The organism is Psittacicella hinzii (assembly GCF_003585935.1).
Taxonomy (GTDB): Bacteria; Pseudomonadota; Gammaproteobacteria; order Enterobacterales; family Psittacicellaceae; genus Psittacicella; species Psittacicella hinzii.
In genome coordinates this window covers 1-23,719 of record NZ_NRJG01000035.1, presented here as the reverse complement: position 1 = coordinate 23,719, position 23,719 = coordinate 1, and the positions used below count along the sequence as shown (strand labels likewise).

Below are 23,719 nucleotides of genomic sequence, written 5' to 3'. Positions count from 1 at the left end.
GATATATTTGCATTTTTTCAAGTACAAAAATGCAAAAAGTTACAAAAATCTCTTTGTATCTCTCGGTAAACAGTATTAGTAAGTGTTTACTATTACTTGTAAGTAGTTTAAATAGTAACTGAAGTTGTAAAGAATTATTAGCTGAAGCAAAAAAGCAATAAAGAACTAGCAGCACTTGTGAACAAGTTTATGCCTTAGCGCTTGCTACAGAGTAGGTTTGTGTGAAATAAATTTAAGTGTGTACAGAATAAATTTGTATGAGATAGATTTACATGGCATAAATCTATACATAATTAATAAGCAACTTCCAAGCTATTTAAGTTAAAATTTACTTTTACGTATCGCTTCTTTTCATTACTCTGTTTGCAGAATAAGCATTCTATGTATTCTTTGCAACAGTTTTTTCTTTTCTCAAGCTCTAACTTTGTGGTGTATCACTTTGTTTGAGTATTTTTCTAGATCTTACTATGGCAGATCTTCCGTATTTTAATTATTTTGTGCAGTTACATACTGAGCCGCACTTATATGAAGTGCCAGCTGAGTTAACTGCGACGCAAGTTGTAGCCCAATTTGCAAAATCAGCAAGCTCTCTAGCTCCAAAAGCAAATCAGTCTACGACTCAGCATTTAGCACTGTGGTTTACTGCTGATTATTTGACACAACTTAAAGCTTGTTTAAACTCTATTCTCTACTACAACTATCATCCAGAGCAGTTTACTTTACATCTTTACCTCATCATTGAGCAAAGTGTTACTTTAAACATGCTTGCTCCTATTTTGCAGCACTTAGAGCAATATCAGTTAAGTTACACCATCATCGATGCTAGTGTTCCTTATGCTTATGTGCAGCAACACTTACGACAAAGTCAAAGTCAACATCAAGCAGCTAAACGCTTTGTAAGTCCGGTCGTAGCTGCTAATGTGATGCGTTTACTAGTACCGGCAATAGTACAGCGCCATAATGCACAAGTAGAACGTTTAATTGTCCTCGATGCTGATAGTTTGGTCTTACATAGCTTACAAGCTTTTAATACTCTGCAAGTCGCTCCGATATGTTTTTCTATTGCTTGTGACTATACTCTTGAGGCTTATATACAAGCTGGAGGGTATTTCGAAAACGATAGTCTAGAGCTTGCTCTTATGAGTCGCAGTCAGGACGAGCTCTATCACCAAGCGCAACACTGTCAAGCCTTTACCCAGCAATATCAGACTCCGTTCTACCTTGAACCTGGAGTAGTGCAATATTACCTAACAGATTATGCAGCTGCTTTAGGTAATCTCTATCAACCATTACTCATCGCTCTTGATTATTATCGTCAAAGCAATTCTCCGCAAGTAGTAGCAGATGTACTTACACTTATAGGTACACATTGTGGAGCGCATATCCTTGCTGAGATGGCTAACTATACACGCAGTCTTGTAGGTTATGATCTGTTTATGGGTAATCCGCAGCAAGGTGTAGGTTTAGCACAAAAAAGTCAAGTAAAAATCCGTCAGCTAGTACTACACTATAAAGGAACTAAAGGTAAAAGCCTATTACCTTTAATGGTTAGTTCTAACTTCACCCATGGTAAGCAACAAATCGATCCTCGAGCTGAAGTGCAATATGTGAGTCCAGAACTCAATAGCCATGCTTCTACACAAGGAGCTAATACTAGCTACAACAACTTAGAGTTACCTTTAGCTTCTTTTGCTTGGCAGAGTAAGTTTGTCTATGATTATGCTCAAGCTCCTAGTGCTGAAGTTTTAAACTTTGCGGATCTAGTTACTCAACGCTTAGCCGCACGACGTGCTCTAACCCCTCAACGTACGGTGCATCTAGTTTTAGCAGCTAACGTTAAATACTTAAAACCTTTACGTACTTGTCTTGAGAGTATTTTCTTTAGTCGTCAAGACTTTAATCGTTATCAGTTCTATGTATTACAGCGAGGTTTTAGTGATGCGCAAATGCATGAACTAAGAACTAGAGTCCAAGCAGAAAACTGTGATATTGAGTTTATTGATATGAGAGCTGAGTTTGAGCATTATGAGCTTAAACTATTCGGACACTTTACCTTAGATATTTACTCGCGCTTACTGATCCCTGCAATCTTTAAACAAAGATATCCAGAAGTTGAGCAACTTATCTACTTAGACTGTGATACTTTAGTGTTAGGTGATCTTGCTGATCTCGTGGAGATAGATCTAGGAGAATATGTACTCGCTGCCGTACCTGATCAGCCTGCCTTTATTTCTTTACGCATGGATCTAGTTGCTAAACCTGAAGGTAGAAAAGATGCAGAACACTATGCTAAGTTCACTTCTTTCCAGCCACAAACCTTAATCCAAGTACAATACTTTAACTCTGGCATGTGTGTCTGGAATTTACGCCAGTGGCGTAAACTAGGTTTAGCAGATGACTATCTATTACAACTAGCTGCAAAAAAACGTGAAGAGATCATTCATCCTGATCAAGACGTGTTGAATCTCTTTGCCCAAACACATGGTGGCTTCTTGTCATTACCGCAAGGTTATAACAACAATAACTTTAAGTTAGCTTCTTCAAGGTTACAGCTGTTTACTCCTAACTACACGCTCTATCCTCAAGAATCTACGCTTTATGTCCAGCATTACTTAGGCTTAGTGAAACCTTGGATGTCTCCTAAAGTAAGAACCGCTGATTGGTATTATTTCTTCTTTGCTTTAGCGCAGCAAATGAGACTTCGTCTTGCATCCAAGTTAGATAACAGCGAAGCATAAGAAACCATAATGCTTTAAACGCAACCAACCATGGCACGATAGCAAAACTAAAATGTCGTCAGACAATCATTATTAACCGATCTTAAAACGATTTAAGTCCAGAATTTATTTCTGGACTTTTCTTTTAGGGTAGGTATTGCTGGTATATGGTTATTGGCTAATTGCTTAAACTTGATTCATTAGTTAATTAGCTAATAGTTTGATAGTGCAGGATTACTTTCTCGTGGGGAATGTAAGACTTTATCTTTTGTGTAGTACAGCTAATTTTTATTACGTACTCATCTACAAATTAACCTGATAAAAACTAAGGTTAAACGTAAATTTTTCTTGCTTTTCTTTAGATTTTTCTTACGTTTATTTGCTTTAGTTGTCATATGGTTAATCAATTCAACTTGTAAAAGCCTACCTTTTTCTTTCCCACCTTACGCTTTTTAGGCTTTATTTTCAGGAGTTTATTGAAATTGTAAATTTCTGCTAAAAAGTGTGATCTAGTTCTCAAATCCGAGAAAGATTTACGTTATTTTCCTTTTCTTTTTATATAATACAGATAGAACTAAAGTATTTAGCTGCCAGTTAGCTCTAATTTCACAAATTTTAACTATCTGCACAGGAGAAAGCCCATGCAAGTTCCTGTATTTCATCTCATGGCAAAGCCAAGTAGTTTTCAGTGCAATATTAAATGTACCTATTGTTTCTATTTAGAAAAAGAAGAACTCTTTGCCTCACAACAAATTACAGATCTATCTGTGGCGAGTAATTCTTTGAGCTGTGACTCAAATCAAGATGATGCTATTAATGCAGTATCTACTGTTACTACTGATGATACTATTACTTCAGCTACAACTGTTGCTCCAGCTACTACTGTTACTAATTCTGTTACCAATGCAGATGCTATCGCCAATGCAAATACAGTTGCCAATATAGCTTCAGCTTTACATCCGCACATGTCAGATCAAGTGCTCGAAGTTTATATTCGTAAATACATCGAACAAAATCCAGCTTCGCGCATCGACTTCACATGGCAAGGTGGAGAGCCTACCTTAATGGGATTAAACTTCTTCCGCAAAGTAGTATCTCTGCAACAAAAACATCGCGGCAATAAACAAATCCACAATGCTTTGCAATCTAATGGTATTGCTTTTAATCGTGCATGGATGCAATTCTTTAAAGAGCATAATTTTTTAATTGGCTTATCAATCGATGGCAGTGCAGCCATTCATGACAAGTATCGTATCTCTGTTAATGGCAAACCTACTTATGGCAAAGTAAAACGTGCTATTGAACTCTTACAAGAATATCAAGTCGAGTTCAATACTCTTACGGTTGTAAATGATGCTAATTGGCAACATGGTTTAGAAACCTACCTTACACTTAAAAACTTAGGAGTAAAACATATGCAGTTTATTCCTTGTGTAGAGGTAGCTAACTATCAACCTTATGCTTGTGGAGGTAGAGAGCCAAGTCATAGTCAAGAGGGTCTTTATCAACCACCTGTTGACTTTAAGTTAGCACCATTTAGTGTACCAGCTCATGGATATGGAGAGTTTTTAATTGAGGTCTTTGACTATTGGGTAAAACATGATGTAGGGCAAATCTTTATCCGTGAGTTTGATAATCTTACTGGACAATGGTTAGGCTATCCAAGTGCTAATTGTGTCTATCGTCCAACCTGTGGCACTTCGCTCATTGTTGAAGCTAATGGTGATCTCTATGCTTGCGATCACTTTGTGTATGCCGGTTATAAACTTGGAAATATTGCTCAACCTAATCTGGCGCAAACAGTTGTTGCAAACGCAGAAAAATTTGGTGCAGCTAAACAACAAACACTCACCTCTAAATGTCAGCAATGTCAAGTTCTAGCTTTATGTAATGGCGGCTGCCCTAAACATCGTCTAGTAACACTTGAAGGGCAAACATATAAACATAATTATTTATGCCCTTCTTACTATGCTTTCTTTACTCATACTATGCCGGTTATGAATAAGCTACGCGTTATTATTCAAGCTGGATATCCAGCTGCGGCAATAATGCAATATGTTTAGCACGCTAGATTAAGAGCTGGCTTAAAAACTAAGGTAGAGCTAAGATCTTGGCTCTGTATCATCTCAAGCAGAGATAAAGCTACACTTGTTCTGATTGCAGCTTGTTCTGATTGCAGCTTGTTCTGACAGTTGCTTGTTCTGATTGCTACTTGTTCTGATTGTTGCCAGCCTTAATTGTTGCCTGTTCTGATTGCTTATTCTCATCGTTACCTATTCAGATTGTATAGGTTTATCGTTCTACTATTTTTGCCAAGTTAATTCATTTAAACTTTTATACTTTTTCCACTAACTTTTAGGATCCATACTATGAAATTAAGTTTAAAGCCATGGTATAAATGCCTAGCTCTTGCGAGTTTAGTAGCTCCAGCTACCATGCTAGCAACTCCCTCGCATGCAGTGTCAACCGATCCTTCTCGTCCTAATATTCTTGTAATTGTGATGGATGACTTAGGTATCGGGCAACTCAACTTTAACCTCGCTACGCTTAATAAAAACGCTCTAGCACAAAAACCGCAAGCTCCGCGTTATGCAGCCGATCTTGATAAACTGATCGCTGCCGCAGAACAAGCCATGCCTAACATTAGTGAACTAGCTGCCCAAGGGGTAAAAATGACTAATGCTTTTGTGGCGCATGCGGTATCAGGTCCATCAAGAGCAGCGATCTTTACTGGTAAAGCTCCAGGATCGTTTGGGATCTACGGAAATGATGATTCATTTTCTGGAGTGCCTTTAGAGCAAAAATTCTTACCAGAATTATTCCAAGCTGCCGGTTATAACACGGCTAACATTGGGAAGTTCCATAATGCCCGTGTAAATCGCGATCGCTCAATTGGTCGTAAGTACATTTCTCCAGAGTTACAAACACGTGACTATCACGACAACTGGTCAGCGATCCCTGATAAAGGTTTTGCGCCGCAAGATCGTGGTTTTGATTTTTCGTATAGTTACTTTGCCTCAGGAGCGGCATTATACAACTCTCCAGCTTTCTGGCGTAATGATAAACCAGAAACTTCATGGGGTTACACTACACATAACCTCACCAAAGAAACCATGGACTTTATCGACCAATCTGGAGATAAACCATTTTATATTAATTTAGCTTATAGTGTGCCGCATATTCCTCTCGAACAAGCCTCACCAGCTAAGTACATGGATAAATTCAACACCGGTAATGTTGAAGCTGACAAATACTATGCTTCACTAAATGCTGCCGATGAGGGCATTGGTAAGATCATTGCTCAACTTAAAGAGAAAAATGCTCTAGACAATACCATTATTTTCTTCCTTTCGGATAATGGTTCGGTACACGAAGCGCCATTACCATTAAATGGTAATAACTCAAGCTATAAAGGTCTGTACCACAATGGGGCACTCAATGTACCATTTATTGTTTACTATCCACGCTTAATTCCGGCTGGTTCAGTAAATGATACGTTCATTTCTGCTATGGATATTCTACCAACCTCTTTAAGGTTAGCAGGGATTAAAATCCCTTATAACTTAAAGCTTGATGGTAAAGATATTATGCCGGTACTAGCAGGTAAAACTAAAGAATCTCCACACAAATATCTCTACTGGGCTGGTCCTGGAGCTTTCCACTATAGTGAAGAAAACATGCCATTCTGGTCTGGCTACTGGGATTACATTACCTACAAAGCAGATAAAGCTCCAAACAACCCAAACCTCGAACGTAATGCTAAAGGTTCATGGGCAATCCGTGATGGTGAATATGCTCTTATTTACCTCAATGATGGTTCATCTAACCCAATCAAACTCTATAACGAAAAACTTGATCCAGGTTACACTAAAGATCTAGCTCAACAAATGCCTGAGAAGTTTGTAGAATTACGTCGTGCTTTTTATCAATGGTTAAGCACTCAACCACGTCCAATTCAATGGAATCCTGAAGAGTTTGACTTAATGCTTCAAGCTGCTAAAGGCGATGCTTAGATCTCACTTTGAAATACTCACAAACTTAGCTTAGGGATTAGTAAAAGAGGATTTAAATAGCTTTAGTTAACCTTAAACTCTTAGAACTTTTACTCTTAAAGCTTTTCTAAAACTCTTAAAACCTTTTATCCCTAATAATGTGCAAATCCCTCTAAACGTGGATCTCCTATGCTTAGAGGGATTTAGCTATTTATTATAGGCGTCAGTATAACGATAGCTAACATTAGTTAAGAGTTAAGAACTAAGAATTAAGATCTAAAAAATCACTTTTTAGTTATGCTTTCGTTATGCCTTACCTATACTAAACTTAGACTCAAGCACTTCTTTTTACTTCAAGAAACCACACTTTTACAATCAAAAATCACTCCTCCGATCCATCATCGACGTATCCACTAAAGCCTGATATTTCCAACTGTAATCGTATCTCCGGACATGTTATACAATATTAGCATATTGCTATTTAATTTTTCCGTCTTACTTTAAAAATATATGTTATTCCAACAACCGAGTGTAAATACCTCACCTACAGACCAGATGATCCATGTAGGTTATGTTTTTACTCAAGAACATAAACATTTAAATCTGGTTAGCATAACCAGTATTCTTAATAATACTCCTAAACACAAGCTACACTTGCATCTAACTTTTGATCAGAGCATGAGCGTAGAGCAACTTAGTCATGAACTCCGTGTGCTACGTGAACTTGAGATCAAGTGCAGTATTTACGATTTAAACTCACAAGTACAAACACTACTTGCCGAGCAAGAAACAGCTCACGAGATTGATTTTGCGCTTTTACCAGATTGTTACCAAGTTTACTATCCTCTATATCAATTACTTTTAATTGATGAGGTAGTAGCTAACTTCCCACAAGCTCGTAACTTACTCTTAGTAAGATACGATACGCTTGTGCCGCAAGATCTCTCTTGGTTAGAAGAAGTAAACTATGCAACTATTTTCTATGACTTTACTGATCAAGAGCTTACCTTTTGCGCGAAAGAAGGGCAATCTATACCTACTCTCGGTTTAAGTACCAGCGATCTCTATGCCATTCAACAGCTAACTTACAAGCATTTATCTCATGTTAATTACTTTCCAAGTAATGGGGTATTGTATGTAAATCTTGCTGCTTGGCACGAGGGAGTAAATGTAGAAAGAATGTTTAATATTACTAGTAATATTAAATTTGGTAGCCAAATTGCCAAGAAAGCTCTTGCCTATTTGCATAGTGAACAAGAGTTTTTTATGCAAAGTAGCAATTCTCTTCTTGCCTCTACGTTCAGTCAATATTGGTTAAATTTCTTCCTGATTAAATCTAACCTGGTGGCTTTCAATGCCCTGTCAGCTGCGTTACAAGATAAACCGAGCCCTTATCTTTTAACCATTGAACATCTAGTTGCAAGCGTTGCTCCTCCAGCTACCTTTAAACTTGAAAACCTGCGTAAACAAGTCTCATGGATCACCCAACAAGGCAAGCACTTAGTAAATGCGTTTTTTACTTTACGAGCAGATAGTACGGTTAATGATTTTAGTCAACGTAACCTTGAGAACTTTAATCCTGGACTTAGCTGCAGTCCTGTACAAGCGATGTTTGCGCTTTATTATTTGCGCTATCTCAATTTGTTCTACCCAGCTACTCCTAATGCTGCAGGTAGTGCCTACGTGCAATACCATGAGTACAAACGCTTAATCGAAACACAAACCGAGCAATCCCATCACGTACATATTGTCTTATCGTTTAACCAAGCTTACTATGGTTGTGCCTTAGCTTGTATTGAGAGTTTACTGCACTATCGCAGTCTTACCACGCATTACCATATCTATATTATGTATCGTGATCTTAATCCAGAAGATCTTGCATACTTAGAACAACGTATTACTTGGGATGGCTCTAAAGTGCACTTGATTAATATGCAAGAATATTTAGAGCAGTTTCCTTTTGAGCATAAGAGACATATTTCGATTGATACGTTCTCGCGTCTGTTTATTCCAGATATCTTTGCTAAAGACTATCCAGAAGTAGAGCAGATCCTTTATCTAGATATAGATACGTTAATCGTTAATGATTTAGGTGATTTTGCTGGTAATTTCTTACCTGAAGAGCAGTGTTTTGCAGCTACTTCTGATGAATATGCTTATGATTGTTTAACTAAACCTTATTTAGCAGAAAACAAAGAACATATTCAGCACTTTTTACGTTTCTGTCAGCCTAATCCAGCAAGTTTATACGACATAACTTACTTTAATGCAGGTGTTATCTTCTGGAACTTAAAACACTGGTATGCTAAACAGCACCCACCTTATTATCTTGTAGAACGCATGGCACAGATCCATCAAGATCAAGATACCTTGTTCCAAGATCAGGATCTCCTAAACATTATTGCTCAAGAAAATAGTGGTTGGATGCAATTACATAGAGGACTTAACTATATTAATAAGTATCCTTTAAACTATACATCCGAGCTACCTCTATTCCGTCATTGCCAAGTAGAAGATGATCAAAGAACTCTCTTTGTTTTACATTATGCCGGTCCTAATAAACCTTGGCACAATCTCTTCTATGCAACTAGTCCTTGGCAACAGCAGTTTATGAATTTAGCTTTACATATGAAATATTATTTTTCTCAGCTAGCTAAATAAGATATACCAGCTGCTAACAGATAGAGCTCTAGTTGTTTATTACTTCTGGTTTCTGAAGTTATTAGTTGCTGAAAGGTTTGATTTAGTTACCCAAAGGTTCAGTTACTTGAAGCTTTAACCGTTTAAAGCCATCAGTTCTAGAAATCATTAGCACCTAGAAGTCACTAACACTTAGAAGCTGGCTAAGCATACTCAAAGTAAAAAATAGAGAGTTTCTCAAAAATTACTACCAAGGCATAAATCCCAGAAAAGAGTTGTTACTCCTTTCTGGGATTTACTTTATCTAAGATATACACTTTTGGATCGAGTAAAATGCGATTACAACTCCTATTTATTTTTTACATACTCCGCCTCGGAATGAGCCATTTCCCATGTTTTTTTTTTTACAACAACGATATAATAGGGAAAAGACTATATTTTATAGCAATGGGTAATCTACCGTTAAAGCTCAAACATATAAAACCTGAAATATTACTCACAGAGCCTCAAAACTATACTTTTTTAGTCCTGCTGTCGTTTTACCCAATAATTGATCAAGCTATAGCTAGGCTATATCTCAAACTATGATTTAAGTAATTAGAATACAAGTTTGAGCAGTCTATTGTTTAAGTAATTCTTAAACTATAGTTTCACTATAATGCAAGCACGACTTGTACATGCTGTGAACTATTTTTCTAGCGTGCTTTTTAAAATTTTAAGCTCAATTATTGCTATACTAAGTAAGTATTGAGTTGCACTCAATAGTCCAATTTAAGCTGATTTGCTTAGCTAAAGTTTTATGCCCTAGTTAAGTAACTCTTATTAAGCTACCCCTTATTTTTAAGCTTACTCTTAATCATATATTCTTACCAAGAATTTATAAACAAAGAAATACAGCTTCTCACTTTTTATACTATGCCACTTTACTTCTGAGTACTCACCACATGGCAAACATTAACTATAAAGTTTATCAGAATCCTGATTTAGTAAATAAAGTTCAACCTATCTTTGATAAAGATGTAGCATTCTTCTATGGTGATAACGCTTTAATTCATGACGTAGTTGGAGTTTATGCCGTAAATGGTCTTGCTAGCTATCATGATAGTGAAAACCCTAAAGAATTAGCTTGTGGTGTCCGTTGTTTACGTGGGACTTTCTATCATACAGACTCACCACACTTCCAATTAAAAAGTCTGTGCGTTTCAAGTCAAATCAGCTTCATTTACCTCGTACAAATGGAAGTACTTGGTTTAAGTAAAAATGATACCTTACGTCGTAATGCTACACGTAAAGCGATTCAGTTATTTGTTCTCAACCAAGAATTAAACTTAAATCGTCAACTAGCGGTTAAACCTTATACAGCCGAAGAGTTCGAGAGCATTTTAAGTAAATTCTACGCAGGTGAAACTACGTTTAAAAACCTACTACCAAAACGTATGGATCCGCGTGACGCAGCTAGTGATGGTTTATATGCAGCATGTGCGTACGCTTATCCATTAGTAGCTGAGAACAATGCGCAAGCTGATCAAGTATTAGATAAAATGTATGACTACATTTTATACTTAACTGGTATTAGTGGTATTTTTAGCTTATACGCTCAATTACACTATATCTATGCTGATAAAGAAAATATTCACGTTCATCCAACTATTTGGCCAATGCACCAAGATGATCAAAATATGTTAATGCTAGGTAACTTAGATTATCTAATGCAATCATATTACATCTATGACTCGGTAGAAAAAGCCATCCCTGACATGTTAAGATGGAAAGAAATCCGCAATAGTAAAGACGTGGACTTCTTAGATGATTTCCATCAATTTGCTCTAACTTGTGAACGTGAACACTTTGCTGAAAAATACGGTCAATTACGTGTTTCTGAGACTTTCTTAAACTTTATCGACCAAGCAGCTGGTGATTACCAACGGATGTTAGTTGAGTTCTTTACCACTACTTACGCGCAATTCTGTGCCCAACCATTAGAAAATGCCATGGAAGTGCTTGCAGCTGCGCAGCAAATGCGTAATCATGTGTTAGCTGAAAACAACGTAAGCTTAGAGCAATACGACAAAATGGTGACTAAAGACGCTCGTACTTACTTATCTAGCGAAGAAAACCAAGACTTTGCGAACTATACTAAAGCTTCTAAAGCTGCACGTCCAAGCGGTGCACGTAAGTTCTTCTTAGTTTGCTTACTAATTATTGCTTTCTTTGCTTTTATCTATGCCTACAATAATGGAGTATTCTAGTCTCGAGCATAGCTCTATGGTGCTATAAATCCTACTTCTGTAGATTGTATTTATATCCTTAGCCATCTAGCTATTAGAGCCCTTATTGATCACAATGAATAACAGTAGAACCCCCAGTCAGTTGACTGGGGGTTCTACGTTTAGAATAGCTATAACAATTCTAAGAGAGTAGTTTCATACCGCTCTAAGCTAGAGTTGTTTTAAAGGTTTGCCATGCTTGACGCATAATTGGATTTAAACCAGTTGCTATAAACTCTTCTTCACTCATTTCACGAGTTGCTAGTTCAGCCATAAATGCTTGCGCATTTTCAGGATGAGCTTGGCAATAGTGTTGACGAGCTAAAGCTTGCTCTTTTAATGGTTTATGGAAGTTGAGTAAGTACGGAAGTTGTAAATACATTAGCGTTGGTATATCTAAGATAAACGGAATTGACATATAGTCTTCAGTCATCATTAATGGATATACTTCTTCACTACTAAAGTTAATATTTGTTCTCTTCCATGGTACTTGGTTTACATCCGATAGATTGAAGATCATAGCATGCGGACTAGTTGAGTTTTGTGCATAAACTAGCGCTGGAGCTACGTCCCAAATCTTCATAGCATTAGGAAGTAAGTAATTAGTTAAACGTCCGTCAGATAAACAAGCAAACACTTTACTTGCTTTTACTCCTGCCGAATGCATAGTATCTAACTTAAAGTTACCCTCACGATAAGGTAGAGCAAATACTCCTAAAGCTTGTTGCGTACGTGCACCTTGAATTAGATTAATTGCTGCATAAGCTTCAGGTTTGGCAGTTTTATCAAGAATAAAGTGCGGATTAGGATACTTAGCTGCAAAGTCTGCAAGTTCAGCGGTTAAATGTACTAATACTGTAAGATAGAATTTTTCTTCAGTAGTTAGATACTGCATTTTTTTGGCTAGACTTTCATTTACAGCCTTATGACCTAAAGTTACATAAGTTAATAGTAACTCATCTTGATATTTAACTGCTAGCTTATTGTGGCTGGCTAGTACATCTAAATGCGGGAAGTGCTGTAAGTTTAGACGTACAGGTACTTCTTGTTCGCCTCCTAAGTTTAAACTTTGTCCAAACAGAGGATTAAAGGCACTAGCTAATAAACGCACTTGACGTTCATAAGCTGCAGCCGGGAAATGTTTAATACTATAAGCCGCTAAGTAGAAATGATGATAGCGGGTATAGTGTTCATACTCCCATGCCCATGCAGGTATATCTAAACCAAGTTCAGCAAAATCAGCATTAACCGCCAGAGCAGTTTTATTTGTAGCTACTTGCGAACTCTGACTTGTAAGTTCAGTTTGGTTTTGGCAAGAGATGCTTAGTTGCGTATCTTGATCTAATGGCATCTTATAGATATCAGCGAGATCTTCCCAACGCAGTTCTAAGACACATTGTTGTAATAAATACTTACCTAAAACACTTGGCGGAGCTACGCAGTTTACAACCTCTTCTTGAGCGATAAAAGTAGAGGCTGGGCTTTGCTCGAATTTACTTACCCATGCTGCAAAAGCTTTTCTAAAGGCATTAAGAGCATAGCTATTATTTAAGAAAGTTAGTTCTGCTTTACTTGCTACTTGCTTATCTGTAGTTAAGATCTTGCGCCAGAACTGTAAACCTGCAGTTAATGCTTGGCGGTTAAACTTCTGGTAAAGCGAAGCATAAGCTGGATTAAGAGTAAGACGAGGCTTAGCAATTTTAAGATCAGCAATTCGTTGTTCAAGCGGACGAGAGTCTGCTAGAAGTTCTTTAAGCTCTTTAACTTTAGCTTCGTCGGTTTTAGCTTCTAAATCAGAGGTTTGCTCTACGTTCGTAGCTTGAGCTTTTGCTTTCGGAGCAAATACATACTCATTATTTGAATTTGCAGCTGCGCTTGTACTGTTAGCTGCACTTGTAGCAGCTGGATTAGTACTAGAGACTTCATTACCCACTGCATTAGCATCAGCTTCTTCTTTTTCAAAGCTAATCTGATAAAGCGGAGTATGTTTTAAGCCCTGACGTTTTTCTAAGGCATAGATCTCATCTGTAATAAATTGATTCCACGCCAGATTATAAGCTGCATAGTGTTGTAAAGCTTGAGTCTTTAACTCTTGGTAAGCTGCTACTTGTTGCGTTAGATATTGCATGTAAGTATCACTAGTAGCAAACTCACGTACATTACCTACACCAGAACAAACTAAAAACTCATACGTATTTACGGCATCTGCATGCATTATACGTTTAAATTTAAAGCTTGCTTGGTAGTTTGCTTGTACTAAGCTCATAGCTTGACTACCAGCTTGACGTACTGCACTTACAAACTGTGCTTCACTTACTTCTTGTCCTTGCACTTGATAAGTTATAGCCGCAGACTCTAAACTTACGACAAACACGCCAAGGTTTTGTACTGCATAGTGTAGCTTACCAGCTACAGGTTCATAGACAAACGTCATTAACGCTTGTCCTTGATCGATAAAACTTAGCATGTGGCAATAGTCTGCACGTCCTTGAGCATAACCTTTAGTGCCATCAAGCGGATCTACTAACCACCAACAACGCGTATGTTGTAAATCAAAATCCGGATACTCTGCCATATTCTCTTCCGAAATCGCAAAGTCCCCAAAAATCTGTGGTAGTTGTTCGGTAAAGTATGTAGAAAGCATCTTATCTACATAAGTTACTTCTGAATTGTCATCTTTTAAGTCAACAGCTAAATCAGCTGCCCCTACTGCCGTAGCAACAGCACCAGCGTTAATGAGCAATTGACATACAGGTAAGAAGACTTGATTTTTAAAGAGTTCGGGTAATACTTTTTCTAATTCTGCCGGACTATAAATCGCGGCTAATTTTGAGGTATTCATCTGCTACTTTCTCACTGCTTACACTTAACTCTGCATATATTGATGATAGTAATCACGGAAAGCATATAATGCCACCAGATTACGACTATCGCGAAAACGCGGATGAGTTAATAGCTCATCAAGTTTAGTTAATGGCCAACGTACAATTTCAAGTGGTTCAGGTTCATCACCCTCTGGACGTTGAGCTAAGGCACTTAAACCTGTAGCCACTACCACGTACATTTTGGCTGTTTGATAACCTGTTGAATTGTACATAGTAGTTAAGTGAGTAAGAGAAGATGCTTCATAACCAGCTTCTTCGGCCAGTTCGCGTCCTCCTGCTTGGAGATAAGTTTCTCCCTCATCTATTGCACCACGCACAAAACCTAACTCATACTCTAAAGTCCCACCCGCAAACTCTTCAATGAGTAAAAGGTCATTTCCATCTACAGCTACTACAGTTACTGCATCACGTTTAGCCGCTAAACGAAAATACTCCCTTTCTTGTCCATTTGCGAAAGTTAAGTCTAAAGCCTGCACTCTAAACATGCCAAGCTTGCCCAGAGGACGAATCTCTTTTACTTGTGGTTTTGTACGTTTACTATTAGTCATAATTTTGCAAAGATGTTAGATCTATGGGCATTACCCATGTAATTGAAGAAAAAATTAGGTCTTTATATTATAAAACTATGAGGGGGATTTTGCTAAAAATAAGCGTAAAAAGGTGAGTAAATTCAAGCATTTAGCACTTTGCTTTATAAGGGGTAAGGATGGCAATTAATCCCGCCTATCAAACGCATGCCTACCAAGTACTTTAACTCCAAATATTAGGAGCTCAAAACACTAAAAATCGCTATTTTTTATCTATCCTCTAGGACAGAGTAGGTGGTAAAGGAAAAAGTGATCCACTACAAGACTTGATAAATAGCTGCTAAATACAGACAATTCAGAACAAATAGACTACCTGATAAAAAGATTTCGACCAAAAAGACTTCTACATAAAGAGCAGACTGGATAAGAGAAGCTGAATAAAGATAAATACAACTGTGTGAATTGATAATAATGGGAATTGATAAATAATGTGAATAGACTATCTAGCCAATAAACAACTCGATAAATTATTAAAAAATGAGGAAGAGTCGTAGTCGGAGAAACAGGAATAGTAATCGGAGAGCAGTAGAAGAAGGAGTAGGAGAGGGAGGAAAAGACGATAAAATCAAAGGTAAGATATAACTTCGGATATGAGAAAAGAAATGAACTTCTTTGATACGGGATAGAAGAACCACTAAGGAGAATTCTTAATCCATTACTCAATAAACGGCCTTCTATTTAGCAACTAAATAGAAGGCCTGGTTTCTAGCTTATGGCTCTGGCCTCCAACAGCTAGAAGCGGCAAGCATCTGGATAGGTGGTCATGCTCCCAGATTATTATCAAGTAAGCTTACGCTTACTTTGGCTAAACCTAATAACCTGTGACTGCCCTAAAAATCTTTGCCCATGGCAAGAAATTTCGCTGGGGGCATTCAGCTACGCTTGCTGCGTTGTAACATATATTCGAGAATGGTTTTTAAGCGATAACTCGGACTTATCCACATCGTAAAATCCATGGCTAAAGCCGGATGCGCTAACACTATTTTAGGATCACGTGAGTGCAAATATAACCCTTGGGCTTGCGTTAAACTTACCCAAGCAACTGGGCTTAAAGCAAAAGAATTACTTCCTACAGATGATTTAATCTTTTCCCAAGCTGCTAAGTTAAACTGCTGATTATGTAATTGTTCCCAAGCTACCAACAAGTCTAAGGTTGCTGGTTGCTGTAACCAATTACAAATGGTTAAATAAGGATCGACCGAGAACTTTTGTGCAATTTCATTAAGGTTAAAGTAGTTTTCTTTTTCTACTTGGCTTACTTGCGAACTAAGTTCGGCTAATTCGGTATGATAACTGCCAATATACTGCATGGTTACCTCGCTAGTCTAATACAAGATATGTAAATCTCTTAGTTATTACTTGCAACGTCTCCTTATTACTAATATAGCACTTTTTCAGTAAGAGGGTAATTTTTCGTAAAAATTGTTTTATCTTTTTCATTAAAGTCGTCAATATTAAGCAATCTCACGGAAAGAACTCACATTTCTCTCTTATTTAACCTTGCTGTTTTTGCGTCTATTTCTCAAAAAGATATAAAACGAAGAAATTTAAGCGTAAGGTGCTGCTATCTTTTGTGAGGAAAAATCGACATTTTTCTCACTTGCAACACAGATTAATAAACATACACACTTTTATGTAAGTTTTATGTCATTAGTACTAATTTTAGCCAATACTCTCTTGGCTATTCTTACTAGTAAATAGACTTTATGACGTAAAATTTTTTGTGTCTCTACTTTTCTTGTTGTGTTGTATCTTTACTTTTGCTCTATCTCTACAACAAAGAGCCTCATTACTAAAAAATCTCCTATCGCAAGCAAATAAACTGAGGTAGCTGTACCTCAAAAATGATACAACTTAACTGCAAAAGATTCTGACTTTAGAAGCTCAACTTTCGTTTACTTTCGTATTTTCAAGCAGTTAGCAATCTTCCCGACAGCCCTTAAACAAGACAATCCTCCTCTTTAACGCCTCCCTTACCCTAAATCATCTATACTTAACTTTGCTTTCACATATCTCGATATGAATAAAGTGTTGATTATCAGGCATAAAAACAGCCAGAAAAACTATTTAGGTATGGTATTTGTAAAAAACGCGAAAAAAACAGAATTATTTTACTTTTATTTACTATAGTAAAAATATAGGGAGAAAAGACCATATTTATAAAGCTCAGATTATTCTGTAAGGACGTGTTTTATGACCTCAAGCCTTACTACTTACTATCGCGCTTTACCACTTTGGCAATTAGAACAAGAAGCAGCGGATTTAGAAAAAGCTAAACAATTACTTGAGCAATCTCGTTATCCGGCAATGCATGCTCTATGCGGCAAAATTTTTAATCCGCGTTATGTGAGTCGACTCAATCTTTTTAATGCACTATTTCGGTATGCAGATACGGAAAATAGTAGCCTTCTAGGATTAGATTGGCAGCATCCTAAAACTCAAATTAAAACTCAAAAACTCATTAACAAACTCATGTTAGCGACTATTGCTGTCCATCAGCATTATGCGCACTATGAATTAATTAATGAACGCTTAAGAGCTCTGGCCTGCCTGTATCAATATACGGCAAAACAAGTACGCCACCAAACGTGGAGTGCATCTAACCAACAGCTAGCCCCTTTTGATCCTGAAAAAGATGCCGTAGCTATTTCCCAACTGTTAAATCATTTACAGCAACTAGAGATTAATATCTTTACTGCTGCAGATCCAAGTTTAACTTCTTTAGGACATAGATTACTGATTACTATTTCGCGCATCCCTTGGTCGCAAGCTAAACATCAGTTATTCTATCGGCAGTTGTATCACATAACGCATTATTACTTACTCAAGTTTACTGCTTTAGGTACAGTGATTGGTATGCAATTAGCTATCAATACCGCTATTACTCAACATCTGTACCCAAATTACTTTACACAGCCAAAAGATACCCAACAGCACTTAAATCTATCGCAAGACGATCAAGCAGCTGCTAAGCAAATAGAAAGCGCAGCAGTAGCTCAAACTTTTGATCAATTAGATGATCAATTAGATGATCAATTAGATGATCAATTAGATGATCAATTAGATGATCAATTAGATGATCAATTAGATGATCAATTAGATGATCAATTAGCTGATCAAGCACTGTTCAAAGATAATTCTCCGATACTAACCTTTTATTATCCAGAACATATCCGTGCACAAATCCAAATGCAACTCGAACTCTATTTAGCTAATCAAGAAGAAAGAGACTTTGTTGATTTCACTAAATACTTACACTCATTTAATCGAGTAGCATTACGCCAATATCATAGCCAACTTGATGAAAAAGAATTTATCTTTAACTTTAAAGATTGGCTAACAAACGTAGTTGATCTCTCAAGCTTAACCGCCGGCTTAGATACTAAGTACTTACGTTTTATGTGTGCTAAACAATACTACAAAGCTCAAGTTATTCAAACTAGACTTAAAGTCGTACAGCAAATTCTTGCTGAACGTAATGCTTAGCTAACATTTAGATGTAAGTTTAACTATCATTCTTGGATTAGTGTAATAATTTAAGATTCTCTTACTCCATAGTTTTGTCATCACAGGCGCTAAAAACTATGACCTTATAACTTCCAAATTTAGCCCAAAAAAAATTGCACTTAGGTAGACCACCCAAGTGCGTTTTTATTGCTAGCTTTTGTAGACCTTTTCCAAAGCATATCAACTCTAAGCTAATGTTCTTACTTACACAAAGTAAACCAAAGCATTAGACACACATTTGTAAAATAAGAACATGAGTTATACTCGCGGCTTATTATAGCGAATTTCTCCCTTTATGACAACTCAATGCGCTAGCGCTCGATTAACAACTTAATGAGCTACCACTCAATCAACTCAATAAACACTTAATGAGCTACCACTCGATCAACTCAATAAACACTTAATGAGCTACCACTCGATCAACTCAATAAACACTTAATGAGCTACCACTCGATCAACTCAATAAACACTTAATGAGCTACCACTCGATCAACACGATTAACACTCAATTAGCCTAAGATCTATTAACTCTATCAACAATGACTTAACCCCACGCTTAAAGCGCGGGGTTGAGTTGTAATATAGCAATTACATTTTGCTACTTAAATTTAGGTAGCTCTCGTAACTCTTGCGGGGTAAGTAGTAAATACTGACTTAATTGCACATACGAGATTTCTTGCAACATATATTGATTTACTACTTGTTCAAGTAAAGTTAATGCTGCTTCTTGTTCAGGATCTGGCAAACGATCGTTTTTACTTTCTAAGTGTACTAAATAAAGCAGTAAAGCTAAGTACTCATCTGGATTTACTCCATAGTCCACAAATGGCTGACAAAGTAAATTAGCTTTTGCTAATAACTCTTGATCACGTACTCTATTTGCTTCTGAATTTAAACGTTGGGTGTAATAGCATATCTTAAGTAAACGATTTAAATTCTCACTACTAAAGTAACTTTTACCATCTAGAGTTACTAAAGTTAAGTCTTTATAGATTTCACGTGCTACGGGAGTTTTTACCTCAAGAGTAGCTTGTCCTCCAACTCCTTGCCCCGCAAAAACGTCGGCTAGGCGTTTTACTCCTAAAATATATTCTTCGAGTTCTTTGCCAGCACGTTCAAAAATTTCATTTAAATCTATTTCACACTGCACTGCGCTATAGTTTTGATCCAGAGCAAAACGTTGTTTACGTTGCTCGGAAAACTGTAAACGAAGTTTTTGTGCGTAAGTTAAATCGCCGCTTATTCCAACCATATTCAGATCCTATGCCTTGAGATAAAAAAAGTAAACTTGTCTAGGATTAGTATACAACCTCAAGCTCGATTTACCTAAGGGATAGCGGCTTTAACTTGCGGATTTGCGTCATAGATCACACTTTTTTAGAAACTAAAGACTTTTTTACCTGATAAATTGTTGATATTTCGCAAAAATGGTTAAGAGTTTAGCAGACATTTCTAATTTAATAAAATTATCTATACGAAAATTTACCTAATATACCAACTAGAGCTATTAAGATTTAGTCCTACCTATCCTTGCAAAGCCCAAAGCTAAACGCAAATATAGACAAAATTAAAGAGTTGGTAAGCTAACTTGCGTTAGCTTTACCAACTCTAAAACAAAAAGATTTTCTACACAAGAAAAATATAAACTTGGTGATGTCTCACTTATACCGACTTAAAACCTAAATATAAGCCTAAAACTTCTCACTATATGAAAGCTTAATATTTGGGTAACGCATGTGCAGTAACTGTTCGATTTGTTCACGTGTCATACGAACTCCCCCAAAAGCTTTTTCTAATGGTAGGAATACAATATTTACAAATTTATTAAAGTCTGCTTTAGGTTCTTTATTGTAAACGTAAGCAGAATCTAAACCTTTTAAAGCTTCTTCTACTTCTGATTGCAGTTTGGTTTTGGCTAAGAAGCGATATTTATTTAAACCGTGGATTAACATCCCACCAAAATAATCACCTTGATCAGTTAAGGTAAAGTTTAAAGAAGTCGCTAAACTTGTACACATTTGCTCTATATTAGCATCTTTTGGTGTATATTTTAGGACTGCCATCCCCGTACATAAGTACATACCTATAACAAACTTGTTTAAGTTTTCGCTATAGAGCACCGGACCATAATCTGCCATTTTTACCATTAAATCACTTAAGATTGGATTAGCCATTGGCATTAACAGCAACGGACCTACATCGTAAAAATATTTCAACGTTTCGCCTTCAGCAATTTGTTTATTTATCCAGTTGTCAGCACCTTTAGCGTTAAAAAGGTATTTATCAAACATTTCTTTATTAGCATTGTACAGGGTAGCAAATTGACTTTCTATTTCTGGACCTGTAGGTGCTGCGTATGCTGCACTTATAGGTAAAGCTACGCTAGCCCCTAATGCTGCAGTCATAAAGCTTACGCAAGTAGTAAACTTAGAAAATAAACGCATATCTATATTTATCCTTAAAAGTAAAATGTGAGGAGATTACCATCTTGGGTAATCGATTTAAGTAATTGATCTTAAGTAATCGATTTTAAGTAATTTATCTTAAAGAATTGTAATTGAGTTTAAATTGTTTTATTGTGCTGTATCACTTAGTTAGACAATTTAAAAGTAAAATTTGTTTGTTAAGTTGAGATGTAATGTAGTTCTGGATTTGCTTTTGGGGTACAGCTCAGCTGTTTTATAGCTATTCTTTGGCTATTCTTTAGTTATTTTTAGCTATGTTTAGTCTTTACTAAGTGAGCTTGCAGCTCGTAAACCGCTAAGCGAGCATACACATCAGTAAAGTTCTCCTGCTTAAACAGTTCACTTACTTGACTTACTGGCCAAAAACTAATCTCTAATGATTCTGGTTCATCACCTGGAATAGGTTCAGCTAATGGTTCTAAACCTTCAACTAATACAATATGATGTTTACCTGTACCATAACTTGGAGAACTAAAAGTTGAACTTAAGAGCGTAGCTTTACCAGCTTTAAAACTTGCTTCTTCAGCTAGTTCACGAATGGCAGCTTGTTCAGGAGTTTCTCCTTGCTCCATGCCACCTTTAACAAAGCCAAACTGATATTTTAATGTACCAGCAGCAAACTCACGCACCATAACTAATTGCTCTTGGTAAATTGCAAGTACAGTTACAGCATCATTGCGCGAAGCAAGACGATAGTAAGTACGCTCAGCCCCATTACTAAATTCAATGTCTAAACTTTCAACCGTAAAAATACCAAGTTTACCTAACGTATAGGGAGCTGCTACTTTAGGCATAGGTTTTTTTGTCATACTAAAACCTCAAGATAAGGAAATCTAAGTATCAGAAGTATAAAAAGCAACTAAGAGACAAGCCAAACTAAGCTTCTTACTCACTACTACTTCTTATTAAAATAATCGATTAAATAAGTAACTACAATCATGCAAATAACGATAGTTACTATTGCACCAAAAATATCTATAACAACCTCCAGATAATTTTGGAATTGAATTTTTAACTTGTTCTACGAAAACTTAAAGAAATTTTTCTGTATTCTACGATTATAGACTATAAATCTAGCGCTGACTATAATTTATTAAACATATCGTTTAAGATCTATAACCGCGGGATTTACTCCATATTACTGCTCATTACTGTTGCGATGCAGTAACCCCAAACATAAAAAAGACACCTTAGATGAGGTGTCTTAATATGCAAATAAAAGTAACAATATGATCTTGATTAATTTAGAAGATCAATGAATGTGTATATATTTTACCGCGATTTATTAAATACCACGGAAAAGATTCTGGTAGTTGTATTTCGATAACTCGCTTGCGCTAGCATCCGTTAAATCAACTTTCCAATTATATTTTTTACGTAAAAGTTCTGCTACTTCCGCTTTTGTTAAAAAGCGATATTCAGCACTTTCCATCTTATTAGGTAATAAAGCAAAAGCACCTACTTTAGTCGCATCTACTTTACCCTCATAATAATCGTTGAGTAAACTTTGTGCTGGTGCAAAAGCATCACCTAAAGATTTAGCGTCGTATTTAGCAACTTCTTTACCAATACCTGTATATACGTTTAACATGTAAAACGCATAATCTTGACCTGGAGCAGCATCTTTAGTGTTAAATACTAACCATGGGATCATGGTTGCATCACACATACGCGCTAAGTTAATATTTAATGCTTGACCACTGAAAGTTGCTTGCGCACAGTAACCAGCCATAGCAATAATTTTATCGGCAGTTGGATTGTACCAACGCGCAACACCTTGCTCGTCTTTTTTAAGTTCTGCTTTAGTGGCAATGTTTAAAGCTAAAGGTTGTAATAATTTTAAGAGATCACTACGTAAGTGAAGCGTATAACCAGCTTGGCTTAGCATGTTTAATGCTTGAATGTTTGATTCGTATAGCGAGTTATAAGCATTGAAGAAATCTGGATCGGTTTTATAAAGATTAATTATCTTTTCTTCGAGTTTATCGTAGTATTTAGCAACTTTAGTAGGTTCATTTGCTACTGGATTATAGTAGGTTTGCCCAGAGTTACCTGCTTGAGCAACACCTGTACCAGCTAGAGCTAAAACTAAACCTAAGCTTAAAGCTTTACGATTAGCGCGAGAAAACAAAGATGAAATTTTATATTGAAAATGATACATGATAAATAATTATCTAGATAACAACAAAAATTCTTTACTTAGAGTGGTTAAGCTACTACCAGCCATCTTACTAAAGAGTTTAAAGTAAAAATCGGTATAGCAACATATTAAAGAAGAATTTTCCTTTTAGAGCACATTTTCGGTGAAAATGAGCCACACTAATAGAGGTTTTTATCTCTATAGTTTACTCTAAATAGAAAAAATTTTCCTAACAATCTCCTAAAGCCCGAATTAAAACTTTAATTACAAATACAATGCTATCAATTTGTAGAGAAATTATTACCGCAAAATTACAACCTAGTACCTACATAGATAATTTAAGTAGCTAGGGGATAGTAATTGCACTACCGATTTGATCGCAAATTTATCGTAAATCAACTACTTAAACTACTAGTAAATTTAACCAAAATCTCTATTAATAATAAAGCAAAGCTTATAGCTCAAAACTCACAAGTAAATAATTAAGCCATCTCTAGCCTAAGTGAAGCACTGCAAAAC

13 protein-coding genes are annotated in these 23,719 nt (G+C 36.5%); 6 read left to right on the top strand and 7 right to left on the bottom strand.

Annotated features, from left to right (window positions below):
* The first annotated feature begins 467 nt into the window (after nucleotides 1-467).
* The 5 genes from CKF58_RS02410 to CKF58_RS02385 all read left to right on the top strand — a co-directional run bounded on the left by CKF58_RS02410 (nucleotide 468) and on the right by CKF58_RS02385 (nucleotide 11,598).
* A complete protein-coding gene (locus CKF58_RS02410) occupies nucleotides 468-2,738 on the top strand; it encodes a glycosyltransferase family 8 protein (protein WP_119530498.1) in 2,271 nt (756 codons plus the stop codon).
* Between the two features lie 620 nt (nucleotides 2,739-3,358).
* Nucleotides 3,359-4,780, top strand: a complete 1,422-nt coding sequence (locus CKF58_RS02405) for an anaerobic sulfatase maturase (protein WP_119530496.1) — start codon at nucleotides 3,359-3,361, stop codon at nucleotides 4,778-4,780.
* A gap of 306 nt (nucleotides 4,781-5,086) precedes the next feature.
* Nucleotides 5,087-6,730 (top strand): sulfatase family protein, encoded by a 1,644-nt coding sequence (locus tag CKF58_RS02400; RefSeq protein ID WP_119530494.1) that lies wholly within the window; start codon nucleotides 5,087-5,089, stop codon nucleotides 6,728-6,730.
* A gap of 489 nt (nucleotides 6,731-7,219) precedes the next feature.
* Nucleotides 7,220-9,370, top strand: coding sequence for a glycosyltransferase family 8 protein (locus CKF58_RS02395; protein WP_119530491.1), 2,151 nt, complete (start codon nucleotides 7,220-7,222; stop codon nucleotides 9,368-9,370).
* Between the two features lie 923 nt (nucleotides 9,371-10,293).
* Nucleotides 10,294-11,598: a hypothetical protein gene (locus CKF58_RS02385; RefSeq protein ID WP_119530486.1), complete on the top strand. Its 1,305-nt coding sequence runs from the start codon at nucleotides 10,294-10,296 to the stop codon at nucleotides 11,596-11,598.
* Nucleotides 11,599-11,782: 184 nt separating this feature from the next.
* Here the strand turns inward: CKF58_RS02385 and CKF58_RS02380 are convergent, their stop codons facing one another.
* The 3 genes from CKF58_RS02380 to CKF58_RS02370 form a co-directional block, all read right to left on the bottom strand.
* Entirely contained in the window at nucleotides 11,783-14,458 is a 2,676-nt protein-coding gene (locus CKF58_RS02380; protein WP_119530484.1) for an inositol monophosphatase family protein, read from the bottom strand.
* Between the two features lie 24 nt (nucleotides 14,459-14,482).
* Nucleotides 14,483-15,049: an ADP compounds hydrolase NudE gene (nudE, locus tag CKF58_RS02375; protein ID WP_119530481.1), complete on the bottom strand. Its 567-nt coding sequence runs from the start codon at nucleotides 15,047-15,049 to the stop codon at nucleotides 14,483-14,485.
* A gap of 911 nt (nucleotides 15,050-15,960) precedes the next feature.
* Nucleotides 15,961-16,398, bottom strand: a complete 438-nt coding sequence (locus tag CKF58_RS02370; protein WP_119530478.1) for a KilA-N domain-containing protein — start codon at nucleotides 16,396-16,398, stop codon at nucleotides 15,961-15,963.
* An 883-nt stretch (nucleotides 16,399-17,281) separates the two neighbouring features.
* Between CKF58_RS02370 and CKF58_RS02365 the strand changes: the two genes are divergently transcribed.
* Complete coding sequence (locus CKF58_RS02365) at nucleotides 17,282-18,574, top strand: hypothetical protein (RefSeq protein ID WP_119530475.1); 1,293 nt, start codon at nucleotides 17,282-17,284, stop codon at nucleotides 18,572-18,574.
* Nucleotides 18,575-19,193: 619 nt separating this feature from the next.
* On the opposite strand, the gene CKF58_RS02360 is transcribed toward CKF58_RS02365, so the two are convergent.
* The 4 genes from CKF58_RS02360 to CKF58_RS02345 all read right to left on the bottom strand — a co-directional run bounded on the left by CKF58_RS02360 (nucleotide 19,194) and on the right by CKF58_RS02345 (nucleotide 23,221).
* Entirely contained in the window at nucleotides 19,194-19,847 is a 654-nt protein-coding gene (locus tag CKF58_RS02360; protein WP_119530472.1) for a hypothetical protein, read from the bottom strand.
* 439 nt (nucleotides 19,848-20,286) lie between these two features.
* On the bottom strand, nucleotides 20,287-21,039 hold the full coding sequence (locus tag CKF58_RS02355) for a hypothetical protein (RefSeq protein WP_119530470.1): 753 nt from the start codon (nucleotides 21,037-21,039) through the stop codon (nucleotides 20,287-20,289).
* A 269-nt stretch (nucleotides 21,040-21,308) separates the two neighbouring features.
* Entirely contained in the window at nucleotides 21,309-21,869 is a 561-nt protein-coding gene (locus tag CKF58_RS02350; protein ID WP_119530467.1) for an NUDIX domain-containing protein, read from the bottom strand.
* Nucleotides 21,870-22,345: 476 nt separating this feature from the next.
* Nucleotides 22,346-23,221 (bottom strand): hypothetical protein, encoded by an 876-nt coding sequence (locus CKF58_RS02345; RefSeq protein ID WP_119530464.1) that lies wholly within the window; start codon nucleotides 23,219-23,221, stop codon nucleotides 22,346-22,348.
* Nucleotides 23,222-23,719: the final 498 nt, after the last annotated feature.

Coding starts and splice junctions, on each gene's coding strand:
- CKF58_RS02410 (WP_119530498.1), top strand. CDS start 468: ATGGCAGATCTTCCGTATTTTAATTATTTTGTGCAGTTACATACTGAG.
- CKF58_RS02405 (WP_119530496.1), top strand. CDS start 3,359: ATGCAAGTTCCTGTATTTCATCTCATGGCAAAGCCAAGTAGTTTTCAG.
- CKF58_RS02400 (WP_119530494.1), top strand. CDS start 5,087: ATGAAATTAAGTTTAAAGCCATGGTATAAATGCCTAGCTCTTGCGAGT.
- CKF58_RS02395 (WP_119530491.1), top strand. CDS start 7,220: ATGTTATTCCAACAACCGAGTGTAAATACCTCACCTACAGACCAGATG.
- CKF58_RS02385 (WP_119530486.1), top strand. CDS start 10,294: ATGGCAAACATTAACTATAAAGTTTATCAGAATCCTGATTTAGTAAAT.
- CKF58_RS02380 (WP_119530484.1), bottom strand. CDS start 14,458: ATGAATACCTCAAAATTAGCCGCGATTTATAGTCCGGCAGAATTAGAA.
- nudE (WP_119530481.1), bottom strand. CDS start 15,049: ATGACTAATAGTAAACGTACAAAACCACAAGTAAAAGAGATTCGTCCT.
- CKF58_RS02370 (WP_119530478.1), bottom strand. CDS start 16,398: ATGCAGTATATTGGCAGTTATCATACCGAATTAGCCGAACTTAGTTCG.
- CKF58_RS02365 (WP_119530475.1), top strand. CDS start 17,282: ATGACCTCAAGCCTTACTACTTACTATCGCGCTTTACCACTTTGGCAA.
- CKF58_RS02360 (WP_119530472.1), bottom strand. CDS start 19,847: ATGGTTGGAATAAGCGGCGATTTAACTTACGCACAAAAACTTCGTTTA.
- CKF58_RS02355 (WP_119530470.1), bottom strand. CDS start 21,039: ATGCGTTTATTTTCTAAGTTTACTACTTGCGTAAGCTTTATGACTGCA.
- CKF58_RS02350 (WP_119530467.1), bottom strand. CDS start 21,869: ATGACAAAAAAACCTATGCCTAAAGTAGCAGCTCCCTATACGTTAGGT.
- CKF58_RS02345 (WP_119530464.1), bottom strand. CDS start 23,221: ATGTATCATTTTCAATATAAAATTTCATCTTTGTTTTCTCGCGCTAAT.